The 20,814-nt window shown below is 67.9% G+C and carries 21 protein-coding genes; 6 read left to right on the forward strand and 15 right to left on the reverse strand.

All coding sequences use genetic code 11. The features are described from left to right. Positions 1-12: 12 nt before the first annotated feature. From DIE13_RS12555 to DIE13_RS12580, 6 genes are all read right to left on the reverse strand, one after another. Entirely contained in the window at positions 13-723 is a 711-nt protein-coding gene (locus tag DIE13_RS12555; RefSeq protein WP_124827509.1) for a CoxG family protein, read from the reverse strand. A 28-nt stretch (positions 724-751) separates the two neighbouring features. After that, entirely contained in the window at positions 752-1,105 is a 354-nt protein-coding gene (locus DIE13_RS12560) for a DUF427 domain-containing protein (protein ID WP_124827511.1), read from the reverse strand. 134 nt (positions 1,106-1,239) lie between these two features. Further along, a complete protein-coding gene (locus DIE13_RS12565; protein WP_124827513.1) occupies positions 1,240-1,677 on the reverse strand; it encodes a carboxypeptidase-like regulatory domain-containing protein in 438 nt (145 codons plus the stop codon). A 94-nt stretch (positions 1,678-1,771) separates the two neighbouring features. Continuing rightward, positions 1,772-3,256: a DegQ family serine endoprotease gene (locus tag DIE13_RS12570; RefSeq protein WP_124827515.1), complete on the reverse strand. Its 1,485-nt coding sequence runs from the start codon at positions 3,254-3,256 to the stop codon at positions 1,772-1,774. A gap of 112 nt (positions 3,257-3,368) precedes the next feature. After that, entirely contained in the window at positions 3,369-4,706 is a 1,338-nt protein-coding gene (locus tag DIE13_RS12575; protein ID WP_124827517.1) for an ATP-binding protein, read from the reverse strand. Positions 4,707-4,709: 3 nt separating this feature from the next. Continuing rightward, complete coding sequence (locus DIE13_RS12580) at positions 4,710-5,372, reverse strand: response regulator (protein ID WP_124827519.1); 663 nt, start codon at positions 5,370-5,372, stop codon at positions 4,710-4,712. Positions 5,373-5,555: 183 nt separating this feature from the next. Here DIE13_RS12580 and dacB point away from each other — a divergent pair, with 183 nt between their 5' ends. From dacB to DIE13_RS12595, 3 genes are all read left to right on the forward strand, one after another. Continuing rightward, complete coding sequence (gene dacB / locus DIE13_RS12585) at positions 5,556-7,091, forward strand: D-alanyl-D-alanine carboxypeptidase/D-alanyl-D-alanine-endopeptidase (protein ID WP_124827521.1); 1,536 nt, start codon at positions 5,556-5,558, stop codon at positions 7,089-7,091. Between the two features lie 345 nt (positions 7,092-7,436). After that, positions 7,437-8,351, forward strand: coding sequence for a sterol desaturase family protein (locus DIE13_RS12590; protein WP_124827523.1), 915 nt, complete (start codon positions 7,437-7,439; stop codon positions 8,349-8,351). A gap of 96 nt (positions 8,352-8,447) precedes the next feature. Then, positions 8,448-9,584, forward strand: a complete 1,137-nt coding sequence (locus DIE13_RS12595) for an SGNH/GDSL hydrolase family protein (protein WP_124827525.1) — start codon at positions 8,448-8,450, stop codon at positions 9,582-9,584. A gap of 86 nt (positions 9,585-9,670) precedes the next feature. Here the strand turns inward: DIE13_RS12595 and DIE13_RS12600 are convergent, their stop codons facing one another. The 6 genes from DIE13_RS12600 to pyk all read right to left on the reverse strand — a co-directional run bounded on the left by DIE13_RS12600 (position 9,671) and on the right by pyk (position 16,463). Next, a complete protein-coding gene (locus DIE13_RS12600; RefSeq protein ID WP_124827527.1) occupies positions 9,671-10,699 on the reverse strand; it encodes an L-threonylcarbamoyladenylate synthase in 1,029 nt (342 codons plus the stop codon). Between the two features lie 11 nt (positions 10,700-10,710). Further along, positions 10,711-11,904 (reverse strand): 5-(carboxyamino)imidazole ribonucleotide synthase, encoded by a 1,194-nt coding sequence (locus DIE13_RS12605; RefSeq protein ID WP_124827528.1) that lies wholly within the window; start codon positions 11,902-11,904, stop codon positions 10,711-10,713. 78 nt (positions 11,905-11,982) lie between these two features. Further along, positions 11,983-12,504, reverse strand: coding sequence for a 5-(carboxyamino)imidazole ribonucleotide mutase (gene purE, locus DIE13_RS12610; protein ID WP_098550759.1), 522 nt, complete (start codon positions 12,502-12,504; stop codon positions 11,983-11,985). Between the two features lie 17 nt (positions 12,505-12,521). After that, positions 12,522-13,412, reverse strand: coding sequence for a phosphoribosylaminoimidazolesuccinocarboxamide synthase (locus tag DIE13_RS12615; protein ID WP_124499735.1), 891 nt, complete (start codon positions 13,410-13,412; stop codon positions 12,522-12,524). Positions 13,413-13,655: 243 nt separating this feature from the next. Then, positions 13,656-14,720 carry a class II fructose-bisphosphate aldolase gene (gene fba / locus DIE13_RS12620; RefSeq protein WP_124827529.1) on the reverse strand — a complete coding sequence of 355 codons (1,065 nt, stop codon included), beginning with the start codon at positions 14,718-14,720 and terminating at the stop codon, positions 13,656-13,658. Positions 14,721-15,026: 306 nt separating this feature from the next. Continuing rightward, a complete protein-coding gene (gene pyk, locus DIE13_RS12625; RefSeq protein ID WP_124827530.1) occupies positions 15,027-16,463 on the reverse strand; it encodes a pyruvate kinase in 1,437 nt (478 codons plus the stop codon). Between pyk and DIE13_RS33400 the strand changes: the two genes are divergently transcribed. Next, on the forward strand, positions 16,462-16,590 hold the full coding sequence (locus tag DIE13_RS33400; RefSeq protein ID WP_257785637.1) for a hypothetical protein: 129 nt from the start codon (positions 16,462-16,464) through the stop codon (positions 16,588-16,590). The two genes, pyk and DIE13_RS33400, sit on opposite strands and share 2 nt — an antisense overlap. Before the next feature lie 157 nt (positions 16,591-16,747). Here DIE13_RS33400 and DIE13_RS12630 read toward each other — a convergent pair whose 3' ends face one another. From DIE13_RS12630 to DIE13_RS12640, 3 genes are all read right to left on the reverse strand, one after another. Then, a complete protein-coding gene (locus DIE13_RS12630; protein ID WP_124827531.1) occupies positions 16,748-17,944 on the reverse strand; it encodes a phosphoglycerate kinase in 1,197 nt (398 codons plus the stop codon). 279 nt (positions 17,945-18,223) lie between these two features. Further along, positions 18,224-18,547 (reverse strand): AzlD domain-containing protein, encoded by a 324-nt coding sequence (locus tag DIE13_RS12635; RefSeq protein ID WP_124827532.1) that lies wholly within the window; start codon positions 18,545-18,547, stop codon positions 18,224-18,226. Beyond that, positions 18,544-19,299, reverse strand: coding sequence for an AzlC family ABC transporter permease (locus DIE13_RS12640; RefSeq protein WP_124827533.1), 756 nt, complete (start codon positions 19,297-19,299; stop codon positions 18,544-18,546). Before DIE13_RS12640 ends, DIE13_RS12635 begins: the two co-directional genes overlap by 4 nt. 206 nt (positions 19,300-19,505) lie before the next feature. Between DIE13_RS12640 and DIE13_RS12645 the strand changes: the two genes are divergently transcribed. Both DIE13_RS12645 and DIE13_RS12650 read left to right on the forward strand, forming a co-directional pair. Further along, the gene (locus DIE13_RS12645) at positions 19,506-20,429 is read left to right on the forward strand and encodes a branched-chain amino acid transaminase (RefSeq protein ID WP_124827534.1); all 924 of its coding nucleotides are present in this window, start codon (positions 19,506-19,508) and stop codon (positions 20,427-20,429) included. A gap of 52 nt (positions 20,430-20,481) precedes the next feature. Next, a complete protein-coding gene (locus DIE13_RS12650; RefSeq protein ID WP_006482499.1) occupies positions 20,482-20,676 on the forward strand; it encodes a zinc-finger domain-containing protein in 195 nt (64 codons plus the stop codon). The last annotated feature ends 138 nt before the right edge of the window (positions 20,677-20,814 follow it).

The following is a 20,814-nucleotide window of genomic DNA, read 5'->3' on the forward strand; positions in this document are numbered from 1 at the left end:
GAGGCGGCGCGCTCAGGCGCCGTTGATCCAGCGCGCCGCATAAAGCAGCAGCGCGACGAACACGATGATCGCCGCCCATATCCACACGGGCAGCGGGCCGGATTCGCGATGATGGAGCGCACTGGTGGCGCGACCGCTCAGCGCGCCGCCCAGGTGCGGCGGCAGCGGACGCTTCGTCGCGGCCATGATCGACGTGGGCCGCAGGAATACGTGCTGGCGACGCTGCGTGCCCGAGCGAGCGCGGTTCGGCACGAGTCCGTGCTTCGCCTGCACGACCGCGCAGAATTCGCGGAAGAAATCGTCGGTCCATTCGCGCAGCGCGTTCTCGATCTGCCGCGCCGGCAATTCGGCGAGCGGCCCGCTCGCGGTCGCCCACACCACGTAGTCGATGCGCGTCGCATCGGCGTCATCGTCGTCCGGCAGCAGCATGAGTTCGACCTGGCCGCGCAGCGCACCGAGGCCGTCGGCCCGCGCCTTGAAGTTGAGCACGCGGCGCGGCCGCCCTTCCGCGTCGCCCTGCTCGCCCGCCGAATGAGCACGCACGTCGTAGCGCGCGCGCAGCGGGCCGAGCGGCACCGTGATCGTCAGCGCGAACTCGCCGTGCGGCAGCTTCACGAACGATTCGCAATGGTCGAAGCTCGCCCGCAGCAGCGCGAGATCCTCGAACGCGTCCCGCACGATCGTCGGCGCGAGTGGTACGCGTAACGTGTCGTTCAGTTCCATGATGCCTCCCCGATGAACGCGTACCGCATCAGGATGTCTCGATGAGACTGTCGATCCGTGCGGTGTCGAAGGCAACGTAGTGCGCAAGCGCGGACGCTGCCTCCAACGGTTCCTCGTAACTCCATGCGGCGTTCTCGATCACGCCGTCTTCGGTCTGCAAATCGAAATGCACGGCCTCGCCCCTCAACGGACAGGTCGTCGTGACGCCCGACTTCACGAGCCGGCGCATGTTGACGTCGTCGCGCGGCAGGTAGTGAATGTCCGGCAAGCCCGCTTCGCGCACCGTCAGCGCACCCTGCGAATCGGCATACGTGATGCCGCGATGGATCACCCGCACGCGATGGCGGTTCGGCACGATTTCGAGGCGAGGGGAATCCGACATCGTTTCTCCTTTGGGCGGCCCGGCGGGCAAGCCGGGCGCTGGAAACGAAAAAGCCACGGCACGCAGCCGTGGCTTTCATTATGGGCGAAACTTCGTCCGATTGCGCGACCCCTGACGGGGCCGCGGCCGACAATTTACTGCGCACTCCACTGGAACGCAGCTTTCGCGCCGCCCTTCGGACCGACCGTGACCGCGCGCGACTCGTCGCTGCCCTGGTACGACGCATGGACGGTGTAGTGCCCCGGCGGCAGCTTCACGAGCATGTACGGCCCGCGTGCGTCCGTCTTCAGCACTTCATTGCTCTTGCCGTCGACGATCCGCACGTGGACGTCGGCCAGATATTCACCGCCCTTGCCGGTAAAGCGCAGCGCAAGCGGCCACGCCGCCTCGTTGCGCTCGAATGCCGTCGATTGATCCTTGCCGATGCCGCCTGACACGTAGCTCACATCGCCCTGCTGGCTTGCGGCGGGCAAGCCGTCCGACTGCGCGTACACGCCGGTCGCGGCGGTTGCGAGGCCCGCGGCCAGCGCCGCGGCGACGGCAAATCGGGACACGTTGCGTAGATATTGCATGGCTCTCTCCTTTTGGGTCGGAACACGGCACCACGGGGTCGAACGACGGCGGCGCCCGCCGGGGCCGGCCAGGCCGGCCCGCAACGGCCACCGGTCAGCTCAGGTCGACCGGCACGAAGATCTGTGCATTATCGCGCTGAATCAACAGAGCAAGACTGTTGCCTGCTCCCTTGACCGCATCGCGCAACTGCTCGGGGCTCGTGACCGGGCGGCCGTTGACCGCGAGGATCACGTCGCCGGGCTGAATGCCCGCGCTGGCAGCCGGACCGCCGGCCTGCTGCACGATCAGCCCGTGCGACAGGTTGTCGGCGCTGCGTTCCTGCGGCGTGAGCGGACGCACCGCGACGCCGAGGCGCCCCTGTTCGACCGGGCTGCCGTCGTTCGACGCCAGCTTCGCGTCGCTCATTGCGCCGAGCGTCACGGTGATCGACTTCTTGGCCTTGTCGCGCCACACCTGCAGGTCGGCCTTCGAGCCGGGCTTCAGGTTTGCGATCTGCGCGGGCAGCGACGTGGAATCGGCAACCGGCGACCCGTTCACCGCCAGGATCACGTCGCCCGGCTGCAGGCCGGCCTTCGCGGCCGGGCCGTTCGGGTCGACCGAACTGACGAGCGCGCCGTCCGGCTTCTGCAGCCCGAACGAGCTCGCGAGCGTCTGGTTAAGGCCCTGCACGGCGACGCCGAGGCGGCCGCGGCTCACGTGGCCCGTCTTCACGAGCTCGTCCTTGACCTTGATCGCCTCATTGATCGGGATCGCGAACGACAGGCCCTGGAAGCCGCCCGTCTGCGAGTAGATCATCGAGTTGATGCCGATCACCTCGCCTTGCAGGTTGAACAGCGGGCCGCCCGAGTTGCCCGGGTTCACCGGCACGTCGGTCTGGATGAACGGCGTGTAGTTCTCGTCGGGCAGCGCGCGCGACTTCGCGCTGATGATGCCGGACGTAACCGTGTTGTCGAAGCCGTACGGCGAACCGATCGCGACGACCCACTGGCCGACCTTGCTCTGCGCCGGATCGCCGATCTTCACGATCGGCAGGCCGCTCGCGTCGATCTTCAGCACCGCGACGTCGGACTGCTTGTCGGAGCCGACGACCTTCGCCTTGTACTCGCGCTTGTCGGTCAGCTTGACCGTCACGACGTTTGCGCCGTCGATCACGTGCGCGTTGGTGAGGATGTACCCGTCGGGGCTGATGATGAAACCCGAGCCGAGGCTCGCGCTCGGCTGGTCGTCCGGCTGCGCGTCGCCGCCCATGCCCGGCACCTGGCCGTAGAAGTGCTTGAAGAACTGGTAGAACGGGTCGCTCGGGTCCATCGGCAACTGCGGCTGCTGCACGCGTCGCGACACCTGCTTCACGACGTGCTTCGCGCTGATGTTCACGACGGCCGGGCCGTAGGTTTCGACCAGTCCGGAGAAATCGGGAATGCCGGTCTTCGCCGCAGCCTCGGCCGGCATCAGCGCGGCCGCCTGCGCGGGCGTGATGATCTGCGGATCGGCACGGCGGGTGCCTGCGACATAGCCGGCGGACAGGGCGGCCGCCACGGCGACCGCGACGGCACCGCGCGCAAGGAATCGGGTATTCATCGTAGGACCTCCTCTTTGTTAGGACGCAGCGTAACGACCCTGACTTAAAAGAGGCTTAATCGGCCTTAAGCGGGGCTTAAGCCGGTCGACGCCGGACCACCGCCGCCGTTCTTCAGACGGATTCGGGCGCCGGCGCGGGGATCTCGGCGTCGCGGAACACGACGCTCACGAGCAGGCCGCCCGCGGCCGCGTCGCCGAGCGACACCGTCGCGCCTTGCTGTGCCGCAACGCGCTTGACGATCGCGAGCCCGAGCCCGCTTCCCGACACGTCGGCGCGCGCCCGCGCCGAGCTGTCGCGGTAGAACCGGTCGAACACGCGCTCGCGCTCGTCGGCCGGGATGCCGGGCCCGCTGTCGCCGATCTGCACACAGGTGCGGCCGGCCGCGTCGCGCAGCAGCGATACGTCGATGCGGCCGCCGTCGGGCGTGTACTTCACCGCATTGTCGAGCAGGTTGCCGAACATCACGCGCAGCGCGCCGATGTCGGCGACGACGGTTGCCGCACACGTCTCCTCGAAGCCGAGATCGATGTCGTGCCGCTGCGCGAGCGGCGCATGCGCGGCCACGCATTCGGCGAGCAGCGCCTGCAGGTCGACCGGCTCGCGCATCGTGGCGCCGTCGGGTTCGGCGCGCGCCAGCGCGAGCAACTGCTCCGCGAGACGCGTCGCACGTGTGACACCGTCCTGCAGATCGGCGACCGCCTCGCGGCGCGACGCATCGTCCTTCGCACGCGCGACGAGCTGCGCCTGGATCTGCACGGCCGCGAGCGGCGTGCGCAGTTCGTGCGCGGCATCGGCCACGAATGCCTTCTGCGTGTCGAGCGCCGCCGACAGCCGCGCGAGCAGCCCGTTCAGCGCGCGCACGAGCGGCTGCACCTCGAGCGGCAGGCGCGCATCGGGCAATGGATCGAGCGCCTCAGGCCGGCGTGCCTCGACCGCGCGCGTCACGCGCGCGAGCGGCGCGAGCCCGCGCCCGACGATCATCCAGACGGCCGCGCCGAGGAACGGCAGCAGCACGATCAGCGGCCACAGCGTACGCAGCGCGACGTTCGCCGCGAGCCGGTTGCGCACCGACAGCGGCTGCGCGAGCTGCACGACGTTGTCGCCGACGATCGCACCGTACACGCGCCATTCACCGCGATCGGTGCGCTCGGTCGAGAAACCCAGCTCCGCGCGCGGCGCGATCGGCGCGCGCGGATGCGAGAAGTACATCAGCACGCCGTTGCGATTCCAGATCTGGATCACGATGCCTTCGTCGCCGTTGGTGCGCGAGCCGAACACCTGCGAGAACGGCTCGGACGGCAGCGCCGCCGCGATTTCCTGCAGTTGGTAGTCGAACAGCTCGTTCGCCTCGGCGAGCGCCTGCCGATAGATCAGCCAGCCCGCGATGCCCACGCCCGCGACGACGATCGCGAGCAGCCAGATCAGCAATTGATGACGAATCGACCGCACGCGTCAGCTTTCCTTGACGACCATGTAGCCGAGCCCGCGCACGTTGCGGATCAGGTCCGAACCGAGTTTCTTGCGCAGCGCATGAATGTAGACCTCGACCGTGTTGCTGCCGATCTCCTCGCCCCAGCCGTACATCTTCTCCTCGAGCTGGCTTTTCGACAGCACCGCGCCGGGCCGCGCGAGCAGCGCCTCGAGCAGCGCGAACTCGCGCGCGGACAGCGCGACGGGCGCGCCATCGAGCGTCACCTGGTGCGACGCGGGATCCAGCGTGAGCGCGCCGTGGCGGATCAGCGACTCGCTGCGCCCCGCCTGGCGACGGATCAGCGCACGCATCCGCGCGCCGAGCTCGTCGAGATCGAACGGCTTGACGAGGTAATCGTCGGCGCCGGCGTCGAGCCCCTTCACGCGATCGGCGACCGCGTCGCGCGCGGTAACGATCAGCACCGGCAGCGACAGCCCGCGCGCGCGCAGCGTGCGCAGCACGTCGATGCCGTCGCGCCTGGGCAGGCCGAGATCGAGCAGCAGCAGGTCGTACGTCTCGCCGCCGAGCGCGGTGAGCGCCGCGTCGCCGTCCTGCACCCAGTCGACCGCGAAGCCGTCGGAGCGCAGCGCCTTGCGCACGCCCTCCGCGATCATCCGGTCGTCTTCGACAAGCAGAATGCGCATCGGAACAGGAGTCCATGGGACGAGTGAAACATGGCGCCCATTGTAGCGCCGCGAATTGCCGGCGCTCCTTGCAATGCAACAGAAAGGCGGATTGCAAGGGACGTGTGCGGACTTGTCTCTACAATGTGCGCTCCGGCGCCGCGCGCGCCCTGCCCGAGTTTCGTGCTTTTCCCGTATTCGCTCATGCCGATTTCCGATCTTTCCGCCCGGTTCACGCCCCGCGCCCGCCTTTGCCTGCGCACCGCTGCCGTCGTCGCCACCTGCGCGGCCCTTGCCTTCGCACCGTCCGCGCAAGCCCGCAAGAAGTCACATAAGGAAGCGCACAAGAGCGTCGTCGTGTCGCCGGCCGCACGCGCGGCCGGCCTGCCGGCGTCCGTGCTCGTTGCGCTGCAGCGCGCGAAGGTGCCCGCGTCCGCGATGAGCGTCGTCGTCGAGCGGGTCGGCAACCCCGAGCCGCTGATCGCGTGGAATGCGAGCCGGCCGATGATGCCGGCGTCGACGATGAAGCTCGTCACGACCTTCTCCGGCCTGTCGATCCTCGGCCCCGACTTCCGCTGGCGCACCACCGCGTATGCGGACGGCCCGGTCGATCCGGACGGCACGCTGCAGGGCAACCTGTACATCAAGGGCACCGGCGATCCGAAGCTCGTGCCCGAGGAACTGATCGACCTCGTCGACAAGATCCGCAAGGCCGGCATCAAGCGCGTGGCCGGCGGCCTCGTGCTCGACAAGAGCTATTTCGCCGCGTCGACGCGCGACCTGCCGTCGTTCGACGACGACGTGAGCGCGCCGTACAACGTCGGCCCCGATCCGCTGCTATACGCGTTCAAGGCCGTGTCGTTCACGGTCACGCCGGGCGACGACGGCAAGGTGGCCGTCGACGTGCTGCCACCGCTCGCCGACCTGTCGATCGACAACCAGTTGCATGAGGGCAAGGGCTCGTGCGGGGCGGCCGCGGAGGCCGCGCGCCCGACGCTGTCGACCGGCACGGGCGGAATCATGACGGCATCGTTTGCCGGCGACTATCCGCTGCGCTGCGGCGCGCATACGACCAACCTCGCGATCCTCGATCACACGACGTTCTTCGCGCGCGGCTTCCTCGCGCTGTGGCAGCAGGACGGCGGCACGATCGCGGGGCCGGTCAGCGAAGGCAAGGTGCCGGGCAACGCACGTCCGGTCGCCGTGCATCAAAGCCCCGTGCTCGGCAACATCGTCTACGACATCAACAAGTTCAGCAACAACGTGATGGCGCGCAACCTGTTCCTGACGATCGGCGCGGTTGCCGGCAGGCCGCCCGCGACACCGGAACAGTCGAGCCGCGTGGTGCACGCGTTCCTGCAGAAGAACGGCATCGCGATGCCCGACCTCGAGCTCCAGAACGGCTCGGGCCTGTCGCGCGACGAGCACGTGAGCGCGCTGTCGCTCGCCGCGCTGCTGCAGGCCGCGAACGCGAGCCCCGTCGCACAGGCGTTCGTCGATTCGCTGCCGATCGCCGGCATCGACGGCACGATGAAGAACCGCCTGACCAACGCCGGCGTGCTCGGCAACGCGCACATCAAGACCGGTACGCTGCGCGACGTGCGCGCGATTGCGGGCTACGTGGCGGGCACCGACGGCCAGAGCTACATCGTCGTCAGCTTCATCAACGACGATCACGCCGAAGCCGCGCGCGCCGCGCACGACACGCTGCTCGAATGGATCTACGCCGGCGCGCACTGACGCTGCGTCATCGGCTCGCGCCGGCGACGGCGCGGCACCTCACCCCGGGGCCCGGCAGGCAATCTGCCGCCACCCCGTCTCCCGCCGAATCGGCGCGCGCGGTTTGAAACGGCCACCGTCACCGGTGCGCCGCAGCCCACGCGCCGGCCCTGCACGAAAAACGGGGCCATACCGCCCGCGCCCGCGCCGCGCGGCTTCCGTAGAAACCCTGTCCTCAGAGGGAACCCTCTACGCTCCCCCCTCGCCTAGCGCGTGGCGATTGCGTAGGCTGTTGGCCTGATCGATATCTACAACGGGCCACGCGCCCGGCCTCACGGCTTGCAGGGGAAAGGAGGAGACACGTCCATGCGATTCGACGTCGAATTGCTTCTGCTCGCGCTGGCGCCCGTCTTCCTGCTCTGCATCGGCTGGGAGGCCTGGCACCTCGCCCGCACACGTGCGCAGGACCATGTCTATGCGTGGCGCGACACGCTGTGCAACGCGGCGCTCGCGCTGATGCACCAGGGCGCCGACAAGCTCGCGTGGCTGTTCGTGATCCCCGTTTATGCGTACTGCTACACGCATTTCCGGCTGTTCACGTGGCACGACGGCTGGCTGTCGTTCGCCGTGCTGTTCGTCGGGCAGGACCTGCTCTACTATGTGTTCCACCGCGCGAGCCATCGCGTGCGCTGGCTGTGGGCCGCGCACGTCGTGCACCACTCGTCCGAGCGAATGAATTTCTCGACCGCGTTCCGGCAGAGCCTGATGTATCCCGTCGCCGGCATGTGGGTGTTCTGGCTGCCGCTGGCGTTCCTCGGCTTTCCGCCGCAGCAGATCGTCGGCGTCGTGCTGATCAATCTCGCGTTCCAGTTCTTCGTGCACACGCAGGCGATCGGCAAGCTCGGCTGGCTCGAATACGTGCTCAACACGCCGTCGATCCATCGTGCGCATCACGCGCGCAATCCGCGCTACATCGACCGCAATTACGCAGGTGTCCTCGTGATCTGGGATCGCCTGTTCGGCAGCTACGTCGAGGAATCGCCCGACGACCCGCCGCAATACGGAATCGTCGAGCCGCTGGGCTCGAACAACCCGCTCGTCGCGACGTTTCACGAGTGGGTGTCGATGGCGGCCGACGCGTTACGCGTCGAAGGATGGCGCAACAAGCTGCGCGCGATTTTCGGCCCGCCCGAATGGGCGAGCGCTTATCATGCGCAAATCGCCGAGGCCGCAAACCACGATCCGCGTACCACGCCGCTTGCGGCCGTGCGCGACCAATAAACCGCTTCAGCCAACGGCCGCCGCGCAGTCTGGACCTGAGCAGGCACGCGGCAGATGCACGACACATCCAGGCCATATCAACGAGGAGATCCATCGATGCAATCACAACAACGCACCCCGTCACACAACCGGCAACGCCTGCTGCGCACTGCGCAGGTCGCGCTCGCGGGCGCCGCGCTCGCATTGCTCGCCGCATGCGGCGGCGGCGACGACAACAACAGCAGCGCATCGAATACGCCGCCGTCCGGCGTGCAGATGCAGATCGTCTCGTTCGGCGACAGCCTGTCGGACGCCGGCACCTACTCGCAGATCAAGCTCGGCTTCGGCGGCGGCCGCTTCACGACCAACCCCGGCCAGGTATGGACGCAGGACGTCGCGCAGTACTACGGCGACACGCTGCAGCCCGCAAACCAGGGCGGCTTCGGCATTCCGCTGCAGGCCACGGGCGGCCTCGGCTATGCACAGGGCGGCTCGCGCGTGACGCTGCAGCCGGGCATCGGCCACGCGGATGCGAGCGTTGCGAACGCGGACTACGCACAGGCGACCACGACGCCGATCGCAGACCAGGTCAAGCAGTACCTGTCGCAGCACGGCAGCTTCAACGCAGGCCAGATCGTGCTGATCAACGGCGGCGCGAACGACATCTTCTATCAGGCGCAAGTCGCGCAGGCGCAAGGCAACACGCAGGCCGCCCAGCTCGCGGCCGCACAGGCGATCGGCCTGGCCGCGCAACAGCTCGCCGCGCTCGTCCAGCAGATCGTCGCGTCCGGCGCGACGCACGTGTTCGTCGCGAACGTGCCGGACATCGGCGGCACGCCGCTCGCGCTGCAGGGCGGCACGCAGGCCGTGTTCACGCAACTGTCGGGGTTGTTCAACCAGACGCTGGTCGGCACGCTGGCCGCGCTGAAGGTCGACACGACGAAGTATGCGGTGGTCGATTCGTTCACGTGGCAAGACGGCATCGCGGCCAACTACCAGGCGAACGGCTTCACCGTGTCGAACACCGACACTGCCTGCAACCTGAAGGCGATGGTCGCGGCGGCGACGCAATACGGCGTCGCGGACGCGAGCGCTTTCGGCTCGTCGCTGTTCTGTTCGCCGCAGACCTACACGACCGCCAACGCGGACCAGACCTACATGTTCGCCGACACGGTCCACCCGACGACGCACCTGCACGCGCTGTTCGCGCAGTACGTCGAGAAGCAGATCGCGGCATCGGGCGTGGGCAAGTAAGCCGCCGGCCGCACGCGCAAACGAAAACGCCCGACCGGTTCGCCGGTCGGGCGTTTTTTGTTCGTGGCCGGTCGAGACCGGCTGCGTCAGTCGCGCGCTTCGAATGCCGCGGCCGCACGGCCGAGGCGATCGTTGACCGCGATCCACTCGACGGTCTCGGGCAGCTTCTCGACGAGAATGCGGGCGACCTGCGCACGGTCGAGCGCACGCAGCATGCCGTACAGATCGCGCGCATAGGCCTGCGGATCTTCCGGCGCCGCGACGAAATGCACGCCGTCGGCCTGCGCCCAATGCCCCGCGCGCGATGCGCGTGCGACCAGCGCGACGCGTTCGCCGTCGGTCTGCGCGGCCGCGAGCAGCGCCTCGAGCGCATCGAACGGCAGCAGCGCAAGCGGCGTGCGCGGCGCGTAATGCGCCTTCAGCGTGCCGGACGCGCGCGGTGCGGTCGCGTCGCTGCCGTCGGGCAGTTGCGGCGCGCGGCCGAGCACGTCGGCAATCTGCTGCGGCGTCACGTGGCCCGGGCGCAGCAGCGCCGGGAAGCCGCGCGACAGATCGAGAATCGTCGACTCGATGCCGACTTCCGATGCACCGCCGTCGAGCACGTGCACCGTGTCGCCGAATTCGTCGCGCACGTGCTGCGCAGTGGTCGGGCTCACATGCCCGAACCGGTTCGCGGACGGCGCGGCCACACCGCCGTGGCCGCCGCGCCGCGCGCTGAACGCGGCCAGCAGCGCCTGCGCGACCGGATGCGACGGGCAGCGCAGCCCGACCGAATCCTGCCCGCCGCTCACGGCGTCCGGAATGCGCGCATGGCGCTTCAGGATCAGCGTCAGCGGACCCGGCCAGAATGCATCAATCAGCGCCTGCGCATCGGCGGGCAGGTCGGCGGCCCAGTAGCCCGGATCGCCGCCGGGCGGCAGATGCACGATCACCGGATGGTTCGCGGGGCGCCCTTTCGCCGCGTAGATGCGCGCGACGGCCTCGGGGTTCGCCGCATCGCCACCGAGCCCGTAGACGGTTTCGGTCGGGAATGCGACGAGTTGCCCAGCGTCGAGCAGCGCGGCGGCCGCGTCGATCTGTGCAGGCGTCACGCCATTCGGGAGATCGATGGACATCGGCCTGCGCCTCAGTCGAGCGGCACGCGCAGCAGCTGCGCGCACGCGGTGGCCGCGGCGACGGCTTCATCGCGCGTCTCGGCCGTGAAGTTCACGTGGCCCATCTTGCGGCCGACGCGCGCTTCTTCCTTGCCGTACAGATGCAGGTGCGCGGCCGGCATCGCGGCGACGGTGTCCCACGGCGGCGTGACGGCTTCGGCCGCACCGTTCGGGAACCACACGTCGCCGAGGATGTTGAGCATCGCGGCCGGCGAATGCTGGCGCGGGTTGCCGAGCGGCATGCGCGTCATCGCGCGCACCTGCTGCTCGAACTGGCTCGTTGCGCACGCATCGACCGTGTAGTGGCCGGAGTTGTGCGGGCGCGGCGCCATCTCGTTCGCGACGAACGAGCCGTCTTCCAGCACGAAGAATTCGACGCACAGCACGCCGACGTAGCCGAGCGTATCGGCGATCCGCACGGCCGCCTGCTGCGCTTCTTCGACGCGCGCGGCATCGGCGGCCGGCGCCGGCACGATCGTCAGCGCGAGGATGCCGTTGTGGTGCACGTTCTGCGCGAGCGGGAACGCGGCCGAGCGGCCGTCCGCGCCGCGCGCGATCAGCGCCGACACTTCGTATTTCAGCGGCAGGCGCTTTTCCAGCACGCACGCCACGCCGCCCAGCGCCGCATGGGCATCGCGCGCTTCCTGCGCGGTGCTCACGCGCACCTGGCCCTTGCCGTCGTAGCCGAGCCGTGCCGTCTTCAGGATGCCCGGCAGCACCGCGTCGAGCGCGGCATCGTCGAGCGCGGCGAGCGCCGCGGCCGATTCGATCACGACGTGCGGTGCGACCGGCACGCCCGACGCCTCGATGAAACGCTTCTCCGCGATCCGGTCCTGCGCGACCGCGACGCAGCGGCCCGCCGGCGCGACGAACGTCGTGCGCGCGAGGAAATCGAGGCTCGCGGCCGGCACGTTCTCGAATTCCGTCGACACGGCATCGCACAGTTCCGCCAGCTCGGCGAGTGCGGCTTCGTCGTCGTAGGCTGCGCGCAGGTGACGGTCGGCGACCGCGCCGGCCGGGCTCGCCGGATCGGGATCGAGCACGGCGACGCGATAGCCCATCGACTGGGCGGCAAAGCAGAACATGCGGCCGAGCTGGCCACCGCCGACCATGCCAAGCCACGCGCCGGGCAGGATCGGGGAAACGGAATCAGGAGTTGCGGTCATGTCAGTGATCGGTCGCGGCGGGCGCTGCCCGCCGCAGTGAGAGGGTCAGGCGGCCGCGATGCGCGGCCTCCGGTGCCGTCATTCCAGCGGCGGCAGCACCATCGCGTGCGCGGCTTCGTTCTGGCGCACGCGGAACGCGGCGAGCCGGTTCGCGTAGTCGACCGACGTGACGGACAGGATCGACACCGCGAACAGCGCCGCATTCGCGGCGCCGGCCTCACCGATCGCGAACGTCGCGACCGGCACGCCCTTCGGCATCTGGACGATCGAGTGCAGCGAATCGACACCCTTCAGGTACTTGCTCGCGACCGGCACGCCGAGCACCGGCACCGTGGTCTTCGCGGCCAGCATGCCGGGCAGGTGCGCGGCGCCGCCGGCGCCCGCGATGATCGCGCGCAGCCCGCGCTCGCGCGCCTTCTCCGCGTAATCGAACATCTCGTCGGGCATCCGGTGCGCGGACACGACCTTCGCTTCGTACGGCACGCCGAATTCCTGCAGGATCGCGACCGCGTTCTTCATCACGTCCCAGTCGGAACTCGAGCCCATCAGCACGCCGACGAGCGGCGCGCTGTGCGTGTGGGCGGTCTGGACTTCACTCATTTCGCACGTTCCTTCTGTCAGGCAAGCGGCTGGCCGGTGATGCGCTCGAGCGCTTCCTGGTACTTCGCAGCCGTCTTCTCGACGACGTCGGCCGGCAGCGCCGGCGCCGGTGCGGTCTTGCCCCACGGCTGCGCTTCGAGCCAGTCGCGCACGAACTGCTTGTCGAACGACGGCGGGTTCGTGCCGACCTGGTACTGGTCGGCCGGCCAGAAGCGCGACGAATCGGCCGTCAGCACTTCGTCCATCAGGTACAGCTTGCCGTGGTTGTCGAGACCGAATTCGAACTTCGTGTCGGCGATGATGATGCCGCGCGTCGCAGCGTAGTCGGCCGCTTCCTTGTACAGCTTGATCGAGATGTCGCGGATCGTCGCGGCCAGCTCGGTGCCGATGCGGCGCTCGGTTTCCTCGAACGTGATGTTCTCGTCATGCTCGCCGAGCTCAGCCTTCGCGGCCGGCGTGAAGATCGGCTCCGGCAGCTTCTGCGCGTTCTGCAGCCCTTCCGGCAGTTGCACGCCGCACACCGCGCCCGACGCCTGGTATTCCTTCCAGCCGCTGCCGGCCAGGTAGCCGCGCACGACTGCCTCGATCATGATCGGCTCGAGGCGCTTGACGACCGCCGCGCGGCCCTTGACCTGCTCGACCTCGTCGGCCGCGACGACCGCTTCCGGCGCGTCGCCTGTCAGGTGGTTCGGCACGATGTGCGCGAGCTTGTCGAACCAGAAGTTCGCCATCTGGTTCAGCACGCGGCCCTTGTTCGGAATCGGCTCGCCCATGATCACGTCGAATGCCGACAGACGGTCGGTCGTGACGATCAGGAGCTTGTCGTTGCCGACCGCGTAGTTGTCGCGGACCTTGCCGCGACCGAGGAGCGGCAGCGAGCGGAGCGTGGATTCGTAGAGGGTAGACATCGTCTTTTCGCAGATAAGGAGCCAAACAAAAAGGGAAACGCCGTTCCCCGCGGCAGGCGGGAACGGCGGTCTTGCAATACGTCGGCGAACCGGCCGGGACGACGCCCGGGCGGTTGCCGGCCGGCCCTCGTTCGGCCGGACGGAACGGCTGCCCGGGGCCGGATCGGATCCGGCAACCGGGCTGCCCGCCCCTGCCCGATGACGGAATCGGGCAGCATCGGGCGGGGCAATCGTACTACAGTCTTAGCGCACGACCTGCGCGAGCGCGCCGGACTTGTACTGCTCGGCGATCTTGTCGAGCGACACCGGCTTGATCTTGCCGGCCTGGCCTTCACAACCGAACGCGAGGTAGCGGTCGACGCAGACCTTCTTCGCCGCTTCGCGTGCGGGCTTCAGGTAGTCGCGCGGATCGAACTTGCCCGGGTTCTCGAACATGTAGCGGCGGATCGCGCCGGTGATCGCGAGACGCAGGTCGGTGTCGATGTTGATCTTGCGCACGCCGTGCTTGATGCCTTCCTGGATTTCCTCGACCGGCACGCCGTAGGTTTCCTTCATGTCGCCGCCGAATTCGCGGATCTCGGCCAGCAGTTCCTGCGGCACCGACGACGAACCGTGCATCACCAGGTGCGTGTTCGGAATACGCGCGTGGATTTCCTTGATGCGCTGGATCGACAGGATGTCGCCCGTCGGCTTCTTCGAGAATTTGTACGCGCCGTGCGACGTACCGATCGCGATTGCGAGCGCATCGCACTGCGTGAGCTTCACGAAGTCGGCGGCCTGCTCCGGATCGGTCAGCAGCTGCTCGCGGGTCATCGTGCCTTCCGCGCCGTGACCGTCTTCCTTGTCGCCCTTCATCGTCTCGAGCGAGCCCAGCACGCCGAGTTCGGCTTCGACCGTCACGCCGATCGAGTGCGCCATTTCGACGACCTTGCGCGACACGTCGACGTTGTACTCGTACGACGCAACCGTCTTGCCGTCGGCTTCGAGCGAGCCGTCCATCATGACGCTCGTGAAACCGCTGCGGATCGCGGCCATGCAGACTGCCGGCGACTGGCCGTGATCCTGGTGCATCACGACCGGGATGTGCGGATACGACTCGACCGCCGCTTCGATCAGGTGGCGCAGGAACGGCTCGCCCGCGTACTTACGCGCGCCGGCCGATGCCTGCATGATCACGGGCGCGCCGACCTGGTCCGCCGCCGCCATGATCGCCTGGACTTGTTCCAGGTTGTTCACGTTGAAGGCCGGCAGGCCGTAACCGTGCTCTGCCGCGTGGTCCAGCAATTGACGCATTGATACGAGAGGCATTGTGGAACTCCTTGGAATGAAAACCGGTGCGCCCTGACGCCGGCGCGGCGCTCGCTCCCTGCAAAACCGGGGTGGCGCGGCACGGCTGAGCGTCGAATAGCCGCATTTTATCGCGAAGCGCCTCCGATTCCGACCGCCAGACGGCGCGCACTCGCAATTTGTTACCTTCGCACGGCACAATCCGGGCAAAAAACAGAAAAAAAGCCGCGCGAGGTGTCGTACCCCGCGCGGCTTTCGATCAAAAACGGTGCCCGATCAGCTCGGGCGAGCAGCCGGCCGATCGACCGGCCGGTGGCACCCCGACGCTCAATAATGCTCGCCGACGCGCACGATCTTCAGCGTGTTGGTGCCGCCCGCCTGCCCCATCGGTTCGCCGACGGTCAGCACGACCATGTCGCCGTGCTGCACGTAGCCCTGCTTGACGACGATCTCGAGCGCGGCCTGCAGCGCCGAGTCGCGGTCGCTGTTGAAGTCGACGTGCAGCGGCGTCACGTTGCGGTACAGCGCCATCGTGCGTTCGCTGCCGACGCGCGGCGTCAGCGCGAAGATCGGCACGTGCGTGTAGTGACGCGACATCCACAGCGCGGTCGCGCCCGATTCGGTCAGCGCGATGATCGCCTTCGCGCCCAGGTGGTAGGCGGTGAACAGCGCGCCCATCGCGATCGACTGGTCGATCCGCGTGAACGTGCGGTCGAGGAAATCCTTGTCCAGCTCGACTTCTTCGGACTTTTCAGCCTCGACGCACACGGCCGCCATCGTTTCGATCGTGACGACCGGGTACTTGCCGGCGGCCGTCTCGGCCGACAGCATTACCGCGTCGGTGCCGTCGAGCACCGCGTTCGCGACATCCGATACTTCCGCGCGGGTCGGCACGGGCGCGTGGATCATCGATTCCATCATCTGCGTCGCGGTGATCACGAGCTTGTTCGACTCGCGCGCCATCCTGATCATCCGCTTCTGCAGCGCCGGCACCGCCGCGTTGCCCACTTCCACCGCGAGGTCGCCGCGCGCGACCATGATGCCGTCGGACGCGTCGAGAATGCTCTGCAGCGCCGGAATCGCTTCCGCGCGCTCGATCTTCGCGATCATCTTCGGCTTGATGCCGTACGGCGCGCCCGCGATATTCGCGAGCTGGCGCGCCATTTCCATGTCGGTCGCGTTCTTCGGGAACGACACCGCCACCAGATCGGCACCGAGCGACATCGCCGTGCGGATGTCTTCCATGTCCTTCGCGGTCAGCGCGGGCGCCGACAGGCCGCCGCCCTGGCGGTTGATCCCCTTGTTGTTCGACAGTTCGCCGCCCACCTTGACGATCGTGTGGATCTCGTCGCCGAGCACGCGCTCGACGGTCAGCACGATCAGGCCGTCGTTCAGCAGCAGCAGGTCGCCCGGCTTCAGGTCACGCGGCAGCTCCTTGTAGTCGAGGCCGACCCGCTCGTCGTTGCCGAGCTCGCAGCCCGCGTCGAGGATGAAGGCCTGGCCCGGCACGAGCGTCGTCTTGCCGTTCTCGAACTTGCCGACGCGAATCTTCGGGCCCTGGAGGTCGGCCATGATCGCGATCTCGCGGCCGACCTTGCGGGCGGCCTCGCGCACCATTTCGGCGCGCTGGCGGTGATCGTCGGCCGTGCCGTGCGAAAAATTGAGCCGCACGACGTCGAGGCCCGCCTGCATCATCTGCAGCAGAATCTCCGGCGAACTGGAAGCCGGGCCGATCGTGGCGACTATCTTGGTGGCGCGCTGCATGAAACTCCTCATCTGGATCAAGGTGGATGCGCTGGGTGAAACGCTGCGAGAGCCGGAGTCGGCAGGCCCAGCGGCGGCCGTTCCGGGGGGCGTGCCGGTACTTGCGTCCGGCATCGCTTTGTTCTGAATCTCGTGGTGCTGCACGGCCGCGTCGCCGGCGGCCGCCGGTGCGCGCGGGGCTGAGTTCGCCCGCGCGGGCGCGCGTTTGCGCTTGCCCGCGCCGGCCGGCTGCTCCGCTTTCGCGGAGCGCACGGCCTTGGTCAACCCTGCGCGCGCCGCCACGCTCAGGCCGCCCGCGTTTCGAGCACTTCCACTGCCGGCAGCTTCTTCCCCTCGAGGAACTCGAGGAAGGCGCCGCCGCCCGTCGAGATGTAGCTGACCTGGTCGTGGATGCCGTACTTCGCGATGGCTGCGAGCGTGTCGCCGCCGCCCGCGATCGAGAACGCGGACGATTTGGCGATCGCTTCGGCGAGCGTCCTGGTGCCGTTGCCGAACTGGTCGAATTCGAATACGCCGACCGGACCGTTCCACACGATCGTGCCGGCCTTCTCGAGCTGGCTGGCGAGTGCCTTGGCCGTATCCGGGCCGATGTCGAGGATCATGTCGTCCGCTTCGATGTCGGCAACCTGCTTCACCGTGGCCACGGCCGTCGGCGAGAATTCCTTGGCCGTCACGACGTCGGTCGGGATCGGCACCGACGCGCCGCGCTCGCGCGCTTCGTCGATGATCGCCTTCGCCTCGGCGACGAGATCGGCTTCCGCGAGCGACTTGCCGATCGGCAGGCCGGCCGCGAGCATGAACGTGTTGGCAATGCCGCCGCCGACGATCAGCTGGTCGACCTTCCCGGCCAGCGACTTGAGAATGGTCAGCTTGGTCGATACCTTCGAACCCGCGACGATCGCGACCAGCGGACGCGCCGGGTTGCCGAGCGCCTTGCCGAGCGCATCGAGTTCGGCGGCCAGCAGCGGGCCCGCGCACGCGACCGGCGCGTACTTCGCGATCCCGTGGGTGGTCGCTTCCGCGCGGTGCGCGGTGCCGAACGCGTCGTTCACGTACACGTCGCAGAGCTTCGCCATCTTCTGCGCGAGGTCGTCCGAATTCTTCTTCTCGCCCTTGTTCACGCGGCAGTTCTCGAGCAGCACGACCTGGCCCGGCGCGACGTTCACACCGTTCTCGACCCAGTTCGAGACGAGCGGCACATCGCGGCCGAGCAGTTCGGCGAGGCGCTTCGCGACCGGCGCGAGCGAGTCTTCCGGCTTGAATTCGCCTTCGGTCGGACGACCGAGGTGCGACGTGACCATCACGGCCGCGCCGGCGTCGAGCGCGGCCTGGATGGCCGGCACGGACGCGCGCACGCGCGTGTCTTCGGTGATGTTGCCGTGATCGTCCTGCGGGACGTTCAGGTCGGCGCGGATGAACACCCGCTTGCCGGCGAGCTGGCCGGCGGCGATCAGGTCGGTAAGACGCTTGACTTGGCTCATGTTGAACAGATTGAAGTAGTGGATGGGGAAAGGGGGTTCACGCTGAACGTGCGCGGGCTGCCGCGAAAGGGCGCCGGATGCGGCCGTGGCTGGCGGTTCGCATGACGCGCACGGGTAAAAAATCTCGAACGGGCATTCTAGCCGATCCACCCGGCAGACTGACCCGCGCGGCGGCGAATTCCGCCTATTTGGGATTGCGCGCGACATTCGACGCATTGCTGCATCGCAGCAATACAGCCCCCGGGCGGCCCGCGCACGGCCGGCCGTTACGACGACCCGTCAGAAGATCAGCCGCAGCAGGGTGAAGACGAGCATCCCGATGATGATCGTGCCGAGCATGCTGCGCCGCCACAAAAACCATCCGAGACCGGCGAGCGCCGCATAGAACGGATGGTTGGAGAGCGCGAACGAGATCCCGGCGGGCGTTTCGAGCACGTCCGGCAGCACGACCGCGACGAGCGCGGCGGCCGGCGCATAGCGCAGCGCGCGTTGCGCGCGCTCCGGCAGTACGGTGCGTTCGCCGCCGATCAGGAACAGCGCGCGCGTGACCGCCGTGACGATCGTCATCCCGACGATGACGATCCAGATTTCGGTCGCGCTCATTCGATTTCCTTTTCGTGCACGGTTTCGGTGCGGATGCGCCGCCAGTCGGCGCGTTCGACGAAGAAATCGGCCGTGCAGCCGGCGGCGAGCGCGGCGAGCACCGCGAGCGGCAGCGCGAGCCGGTACGGCAGGTCGAACGCGATCAGCGACACGATGCCCGCAACCGCGACGGCCGCAAGCGTCGAGCGGTTCGCGACCGCCGACACCATGATCGGAATCAGCGCGAGCGTGCCGGCCAGCTCCAGCCCCCAGCTCGCGGGAAAGAAGCTCGCGAGCAGGATGCCGGCGAGCGACGACACCTGCCACGACACCCAGCTCGCGAGCGCCATCCCCCAGAAGTACGCTTCCTTGCCCGGCACGTGGCCGTATGCGAAGCCCTGTTTCTGGAACAGCAGGTAGATCACGTCGCCGTTGAAATAGCCGATCGCGAGGCGCCGCCACAGCGGCAGGTAGGAAAAATGGGGAGCAAGCCCGGCGCTGAAGATCACGAACCGCATGTTGACCATCGCGGCCGTGAGCAGGACCGTCCAGATCGGCAGCTTCGCGACGAGGAGCGGCAGCACCGCGAGCTGCGACGAGCCCGCGTAGACGAAGATCGACATCGCGCTCGCCTGGCCGAGCGTCATCACCGATTTGCTCATCGCGATGCCGGTGACGAGCCCCCAGGACAGGATCGCCATCAATGTCGGGGAATAGTCGCGCGCGCCCTGGATCAGCGCGAAGCGGTCGGTGGCGGACAATCGAGCGAGCATGGGAAAGCGGGCCGCAGCGGGCGGTTCGTCCGGGCTCCGGCGTCTCCTGCCGGCACGGCCCGTCGTTATTGGAATCGGTGCCGGACGATTATAGCGCCGGCCCCGCGCCGACCGACCGGCTCGCCCCCAAATGACGCTAAAATAAGCGTCTTTCCGGCTCAACGCTGCACACTACCCGCAGCACCCACTGCTTCCAGGAGAATCCTATGTCAATGGCCGACCGCGACGGCAAGATCTGGATGGACGGCAAGCTGATCGACTGGCGCGACGCCAAGATCCACGTCCTGACCCATACGCTGCACTACGGCATGGGCGTCTTCGAAGGCGTGCGTGCGTACAAGACGGCCGACGGCGCCACCGCGATCTTCCGCCTGCCCGAGCATACGAAACGTCTGCAGAATTCGGCGAAGATCTTCCAGATGGACGTGCCGTTCGATCGCGAGACGCTCGAAGCCGCGCAGCTCGAAGTCGTGCGCGAGAACAAGCTCGAGTCGTGCTACCTGCGCCCGATCATCTGGGTCGGCTCGGAAAAGCTCGGCGTGTCGGCGAAGGGCAACACGATCCACGTCGCGATCGCCGCATGGCCGTGGGGCGCGTACCTCGGCGAGGACGGCCTCGCGAAGGGCATCCGCGTGAAGACGTCGTCGTTCACGCGCCACCACGTGAACGTGTCGATGGTGCGCGCGAAGGCGTCGGGCTGGTACGTGAACTCGATTCTCGCGAACCAGGAAGCGACCGCCGACGGCTACGACGAAGCACTGCTGCTCGATGTCGACGGCTACGTGTCGGAAGGCTCGGGCGAAAACTTCTTCCTCGTGAACCACGGCAAGCTGTACACGCCGGATCTGTCGTCGTGCCTCGACGGCATCACGCGCGACACGATCATCACGCTCGCGAAGGACGCCGGCATCGAGGTGATCGAGAAGCGCATCACGCGCGACGAGGTCTACACGGCCGACGAAGCGTTCTTCACGGGCACGGCCGCCGAAGTCACGCCGATCCGCGAACTCGACAACCGCACGATCGGCAGCGGCGCCCGCGGGCCGGTCACTGAAAAGCTCCAGTCGGCATTCTTCGATATCGTGTCGGGCAAGAACGCGAAGTACGCGCACTGGCTGACGAAGGTCTGAGTGCGCTGCAGCACCGACCGCCCCGCAAAAGAGTGATAAAAGAGAACGTCTCATGAGTGAAATCAAGGAAATGCCGCTGGTCGAACTGACGGCCAAGGATCTTCCCGCCTACTGCCCGAACCCGGCCATGACGCGCTGGAATGCGCACCCGCGCGTGTTCATCGACGTTTCGCACGGCGAAGCGCGCTGCCCGTATTGCGGCACGCGCTACAAGCTGCGCGACGGCGAGGTGGTCAAGGGCCACTGAGCCCGGTCGGCCGGGCCTGCGGGCCCGCCGCTCGCGAGGCGGCGCCGCCGGAAATCCGGCACGCCGCCCTTTTCCTGTTCTGACAACCCGAACACGGCGCCCGCGCGCCGTGCTTCATTACGACATCGGAAGTCGACC

The sequence above is a fragment of the Burkholderia sp. Bp9016 genome, from assembly GCF_003857765.1.
In the GTDB taxonomy this organism is placed as follows: domain Bacteria; phylum Pseudomonadota; class Gammaproteobacteria; order Burkholderiales; family Burkholderiaceae; genus Burkholderia.

Excerpts from the sequence above, each read along its gene's own strand:
- purE (WP_098550759.1), bottom strand. The coding sequence starts at position 12,504 with ATGAGTGAAGTCCAGACCGCCCACACGCACAGCGCGCCGCTCGTCGGC.
- DIE13_RS33400 (WP_257785637.1), top strand. The coding sequence starts at position 16,462 with ATGAAACTCCTCATCTGGATCAAGGTGGATGCGCTGGGTGAAACGCTG.
- DIE13_RS12605 (WP_124827528.1), bottom strand. The coding sequence starts at position 11,904 with ATGACCGCAACTCCTGATTCCGTTTCCCCGATCCTGCCCGGCGCGTGG.
- DIE13_RS12570 (WP_124827515.1), bottom strand. The coding sequence starts at position 3,256 with ATGAATACCCGATTCCTTGCGCGCGGTGCCGTCGCGGTCGCCGTGGCG.
- DIE13_RS12595 (WP_124827525.1), top strand. The coding sequence starts at position 8,448 with ATGCAATCACAACAACGCACCCCGTCACACAACCGGCAACGCCTGCTG.
- DIE13_RS12650 (WP_006482499.1), top strand. The coding sequence starts at position 20,482 with ATGAGTGAAATCAAGGAAATGCCGCTGGTCGAACTGACGGCCAAGGAT.
- DIE13_RS12590 (WP_124827523.1), top strand. The coding sequence starts at position 7,437 with ATGCGATTCGACGTCGAATTGCTTCTGCTCGCGCTGGCGCCCGTCTTC.
- DIE13_RS12615 (WP_124499735.1), bottom strand. The coding sequence starts at position 13,412 with ATGTCTACCCTCTACGAATCCACGCTCCGCTCGCTGCCGCTCCTCGGT.
- fba (WP_124827529.1), bottom strand. The coding sequence starts at position 14,720 with ATGCCTCTCGTATCAATGCGTCAATTGCTGGACCACGCGGCAGAGCAC.
- DIE13_RS12645 (WP_124827534.1), top strand. The coding sequence starts at position 19,506 with ATGTCAATGGCCGACCGCGACGGCAAGATCTGGATGGACGGCAAGCTG.
- DIE13_RS12560 (WP_124827511.1), bottom strand. The coding sequence starts at position 1,105 with ATGTCGGATTCCCCTCGCCTCGAAATCGTGCCGAACCGCCATCGCGTG.
- DIE13_RS12640 (WP_124827533.1), bottom strand. The coding sequence starts at position 19,299 with ATGCTCGCTCGATTGTCCGCCACCGACCGCTTCGCGCTGATCCAGGGC.
- DIE13_RS12630 (WP_124827531.1), bottom strand. The coding sequence starts at position 17,944 with ATGAGCCAAGTCAAGCGTCTTACCGACCTGATCGCCGCCGGCCAGCTC.
- DIE13_RS12580 (WP_124827519.1), bottom strand. The coding sequence starts at position 5,372 with ATGCGCATTCTGCTTGTCGAAGACGACCGGATGATCGCGGAGGGCGTG.
- pyk (WP_124827530.1), bottom strand. The coding sequence starts at position 16,463 with ATGCAGCGCGCCACCAAGATAGTCGCCACGATCGGCCCGGCTTCCAGT.
- DIE13_RS12600 (WP_124827527.1), bottom strand. The coding sequence starts at position 10,699 with ATGTCCATCGATCTCCCGAATGGCGTGACGCCTGCACAGATCGACGCG.
- DIE13_RS12565 (WP_124827513.1), bottom strand. The coding sequence starts at position 1,677 with ATGCAATATCTACGCAACGTGTCCCGATTTGCCGTCGCCGCGGCGCTG.
- DIE13_RS12555 (WP_124827509.1), bottom strand. The coding sequence starts at position 723 with ATGGAACTGAACGACACGTTACGCGTACCACTCGCGCCGACGATCGTG.
- dacB (WP_124827521.1), top strand. The coding sequence starts at position 5,556 with ATGCCGATTTCCGATCTTTCCGCCCGGTTCACGCCCCGCGCCCGCCTT.
- DIE13_RS12635 (WP_124827532.1), bottom strand. The coding sequence starts at position 18,547 with ATGAGCGCGACCGAAATCTGGATCGTCATCGTCGGGATGACGATCGTC.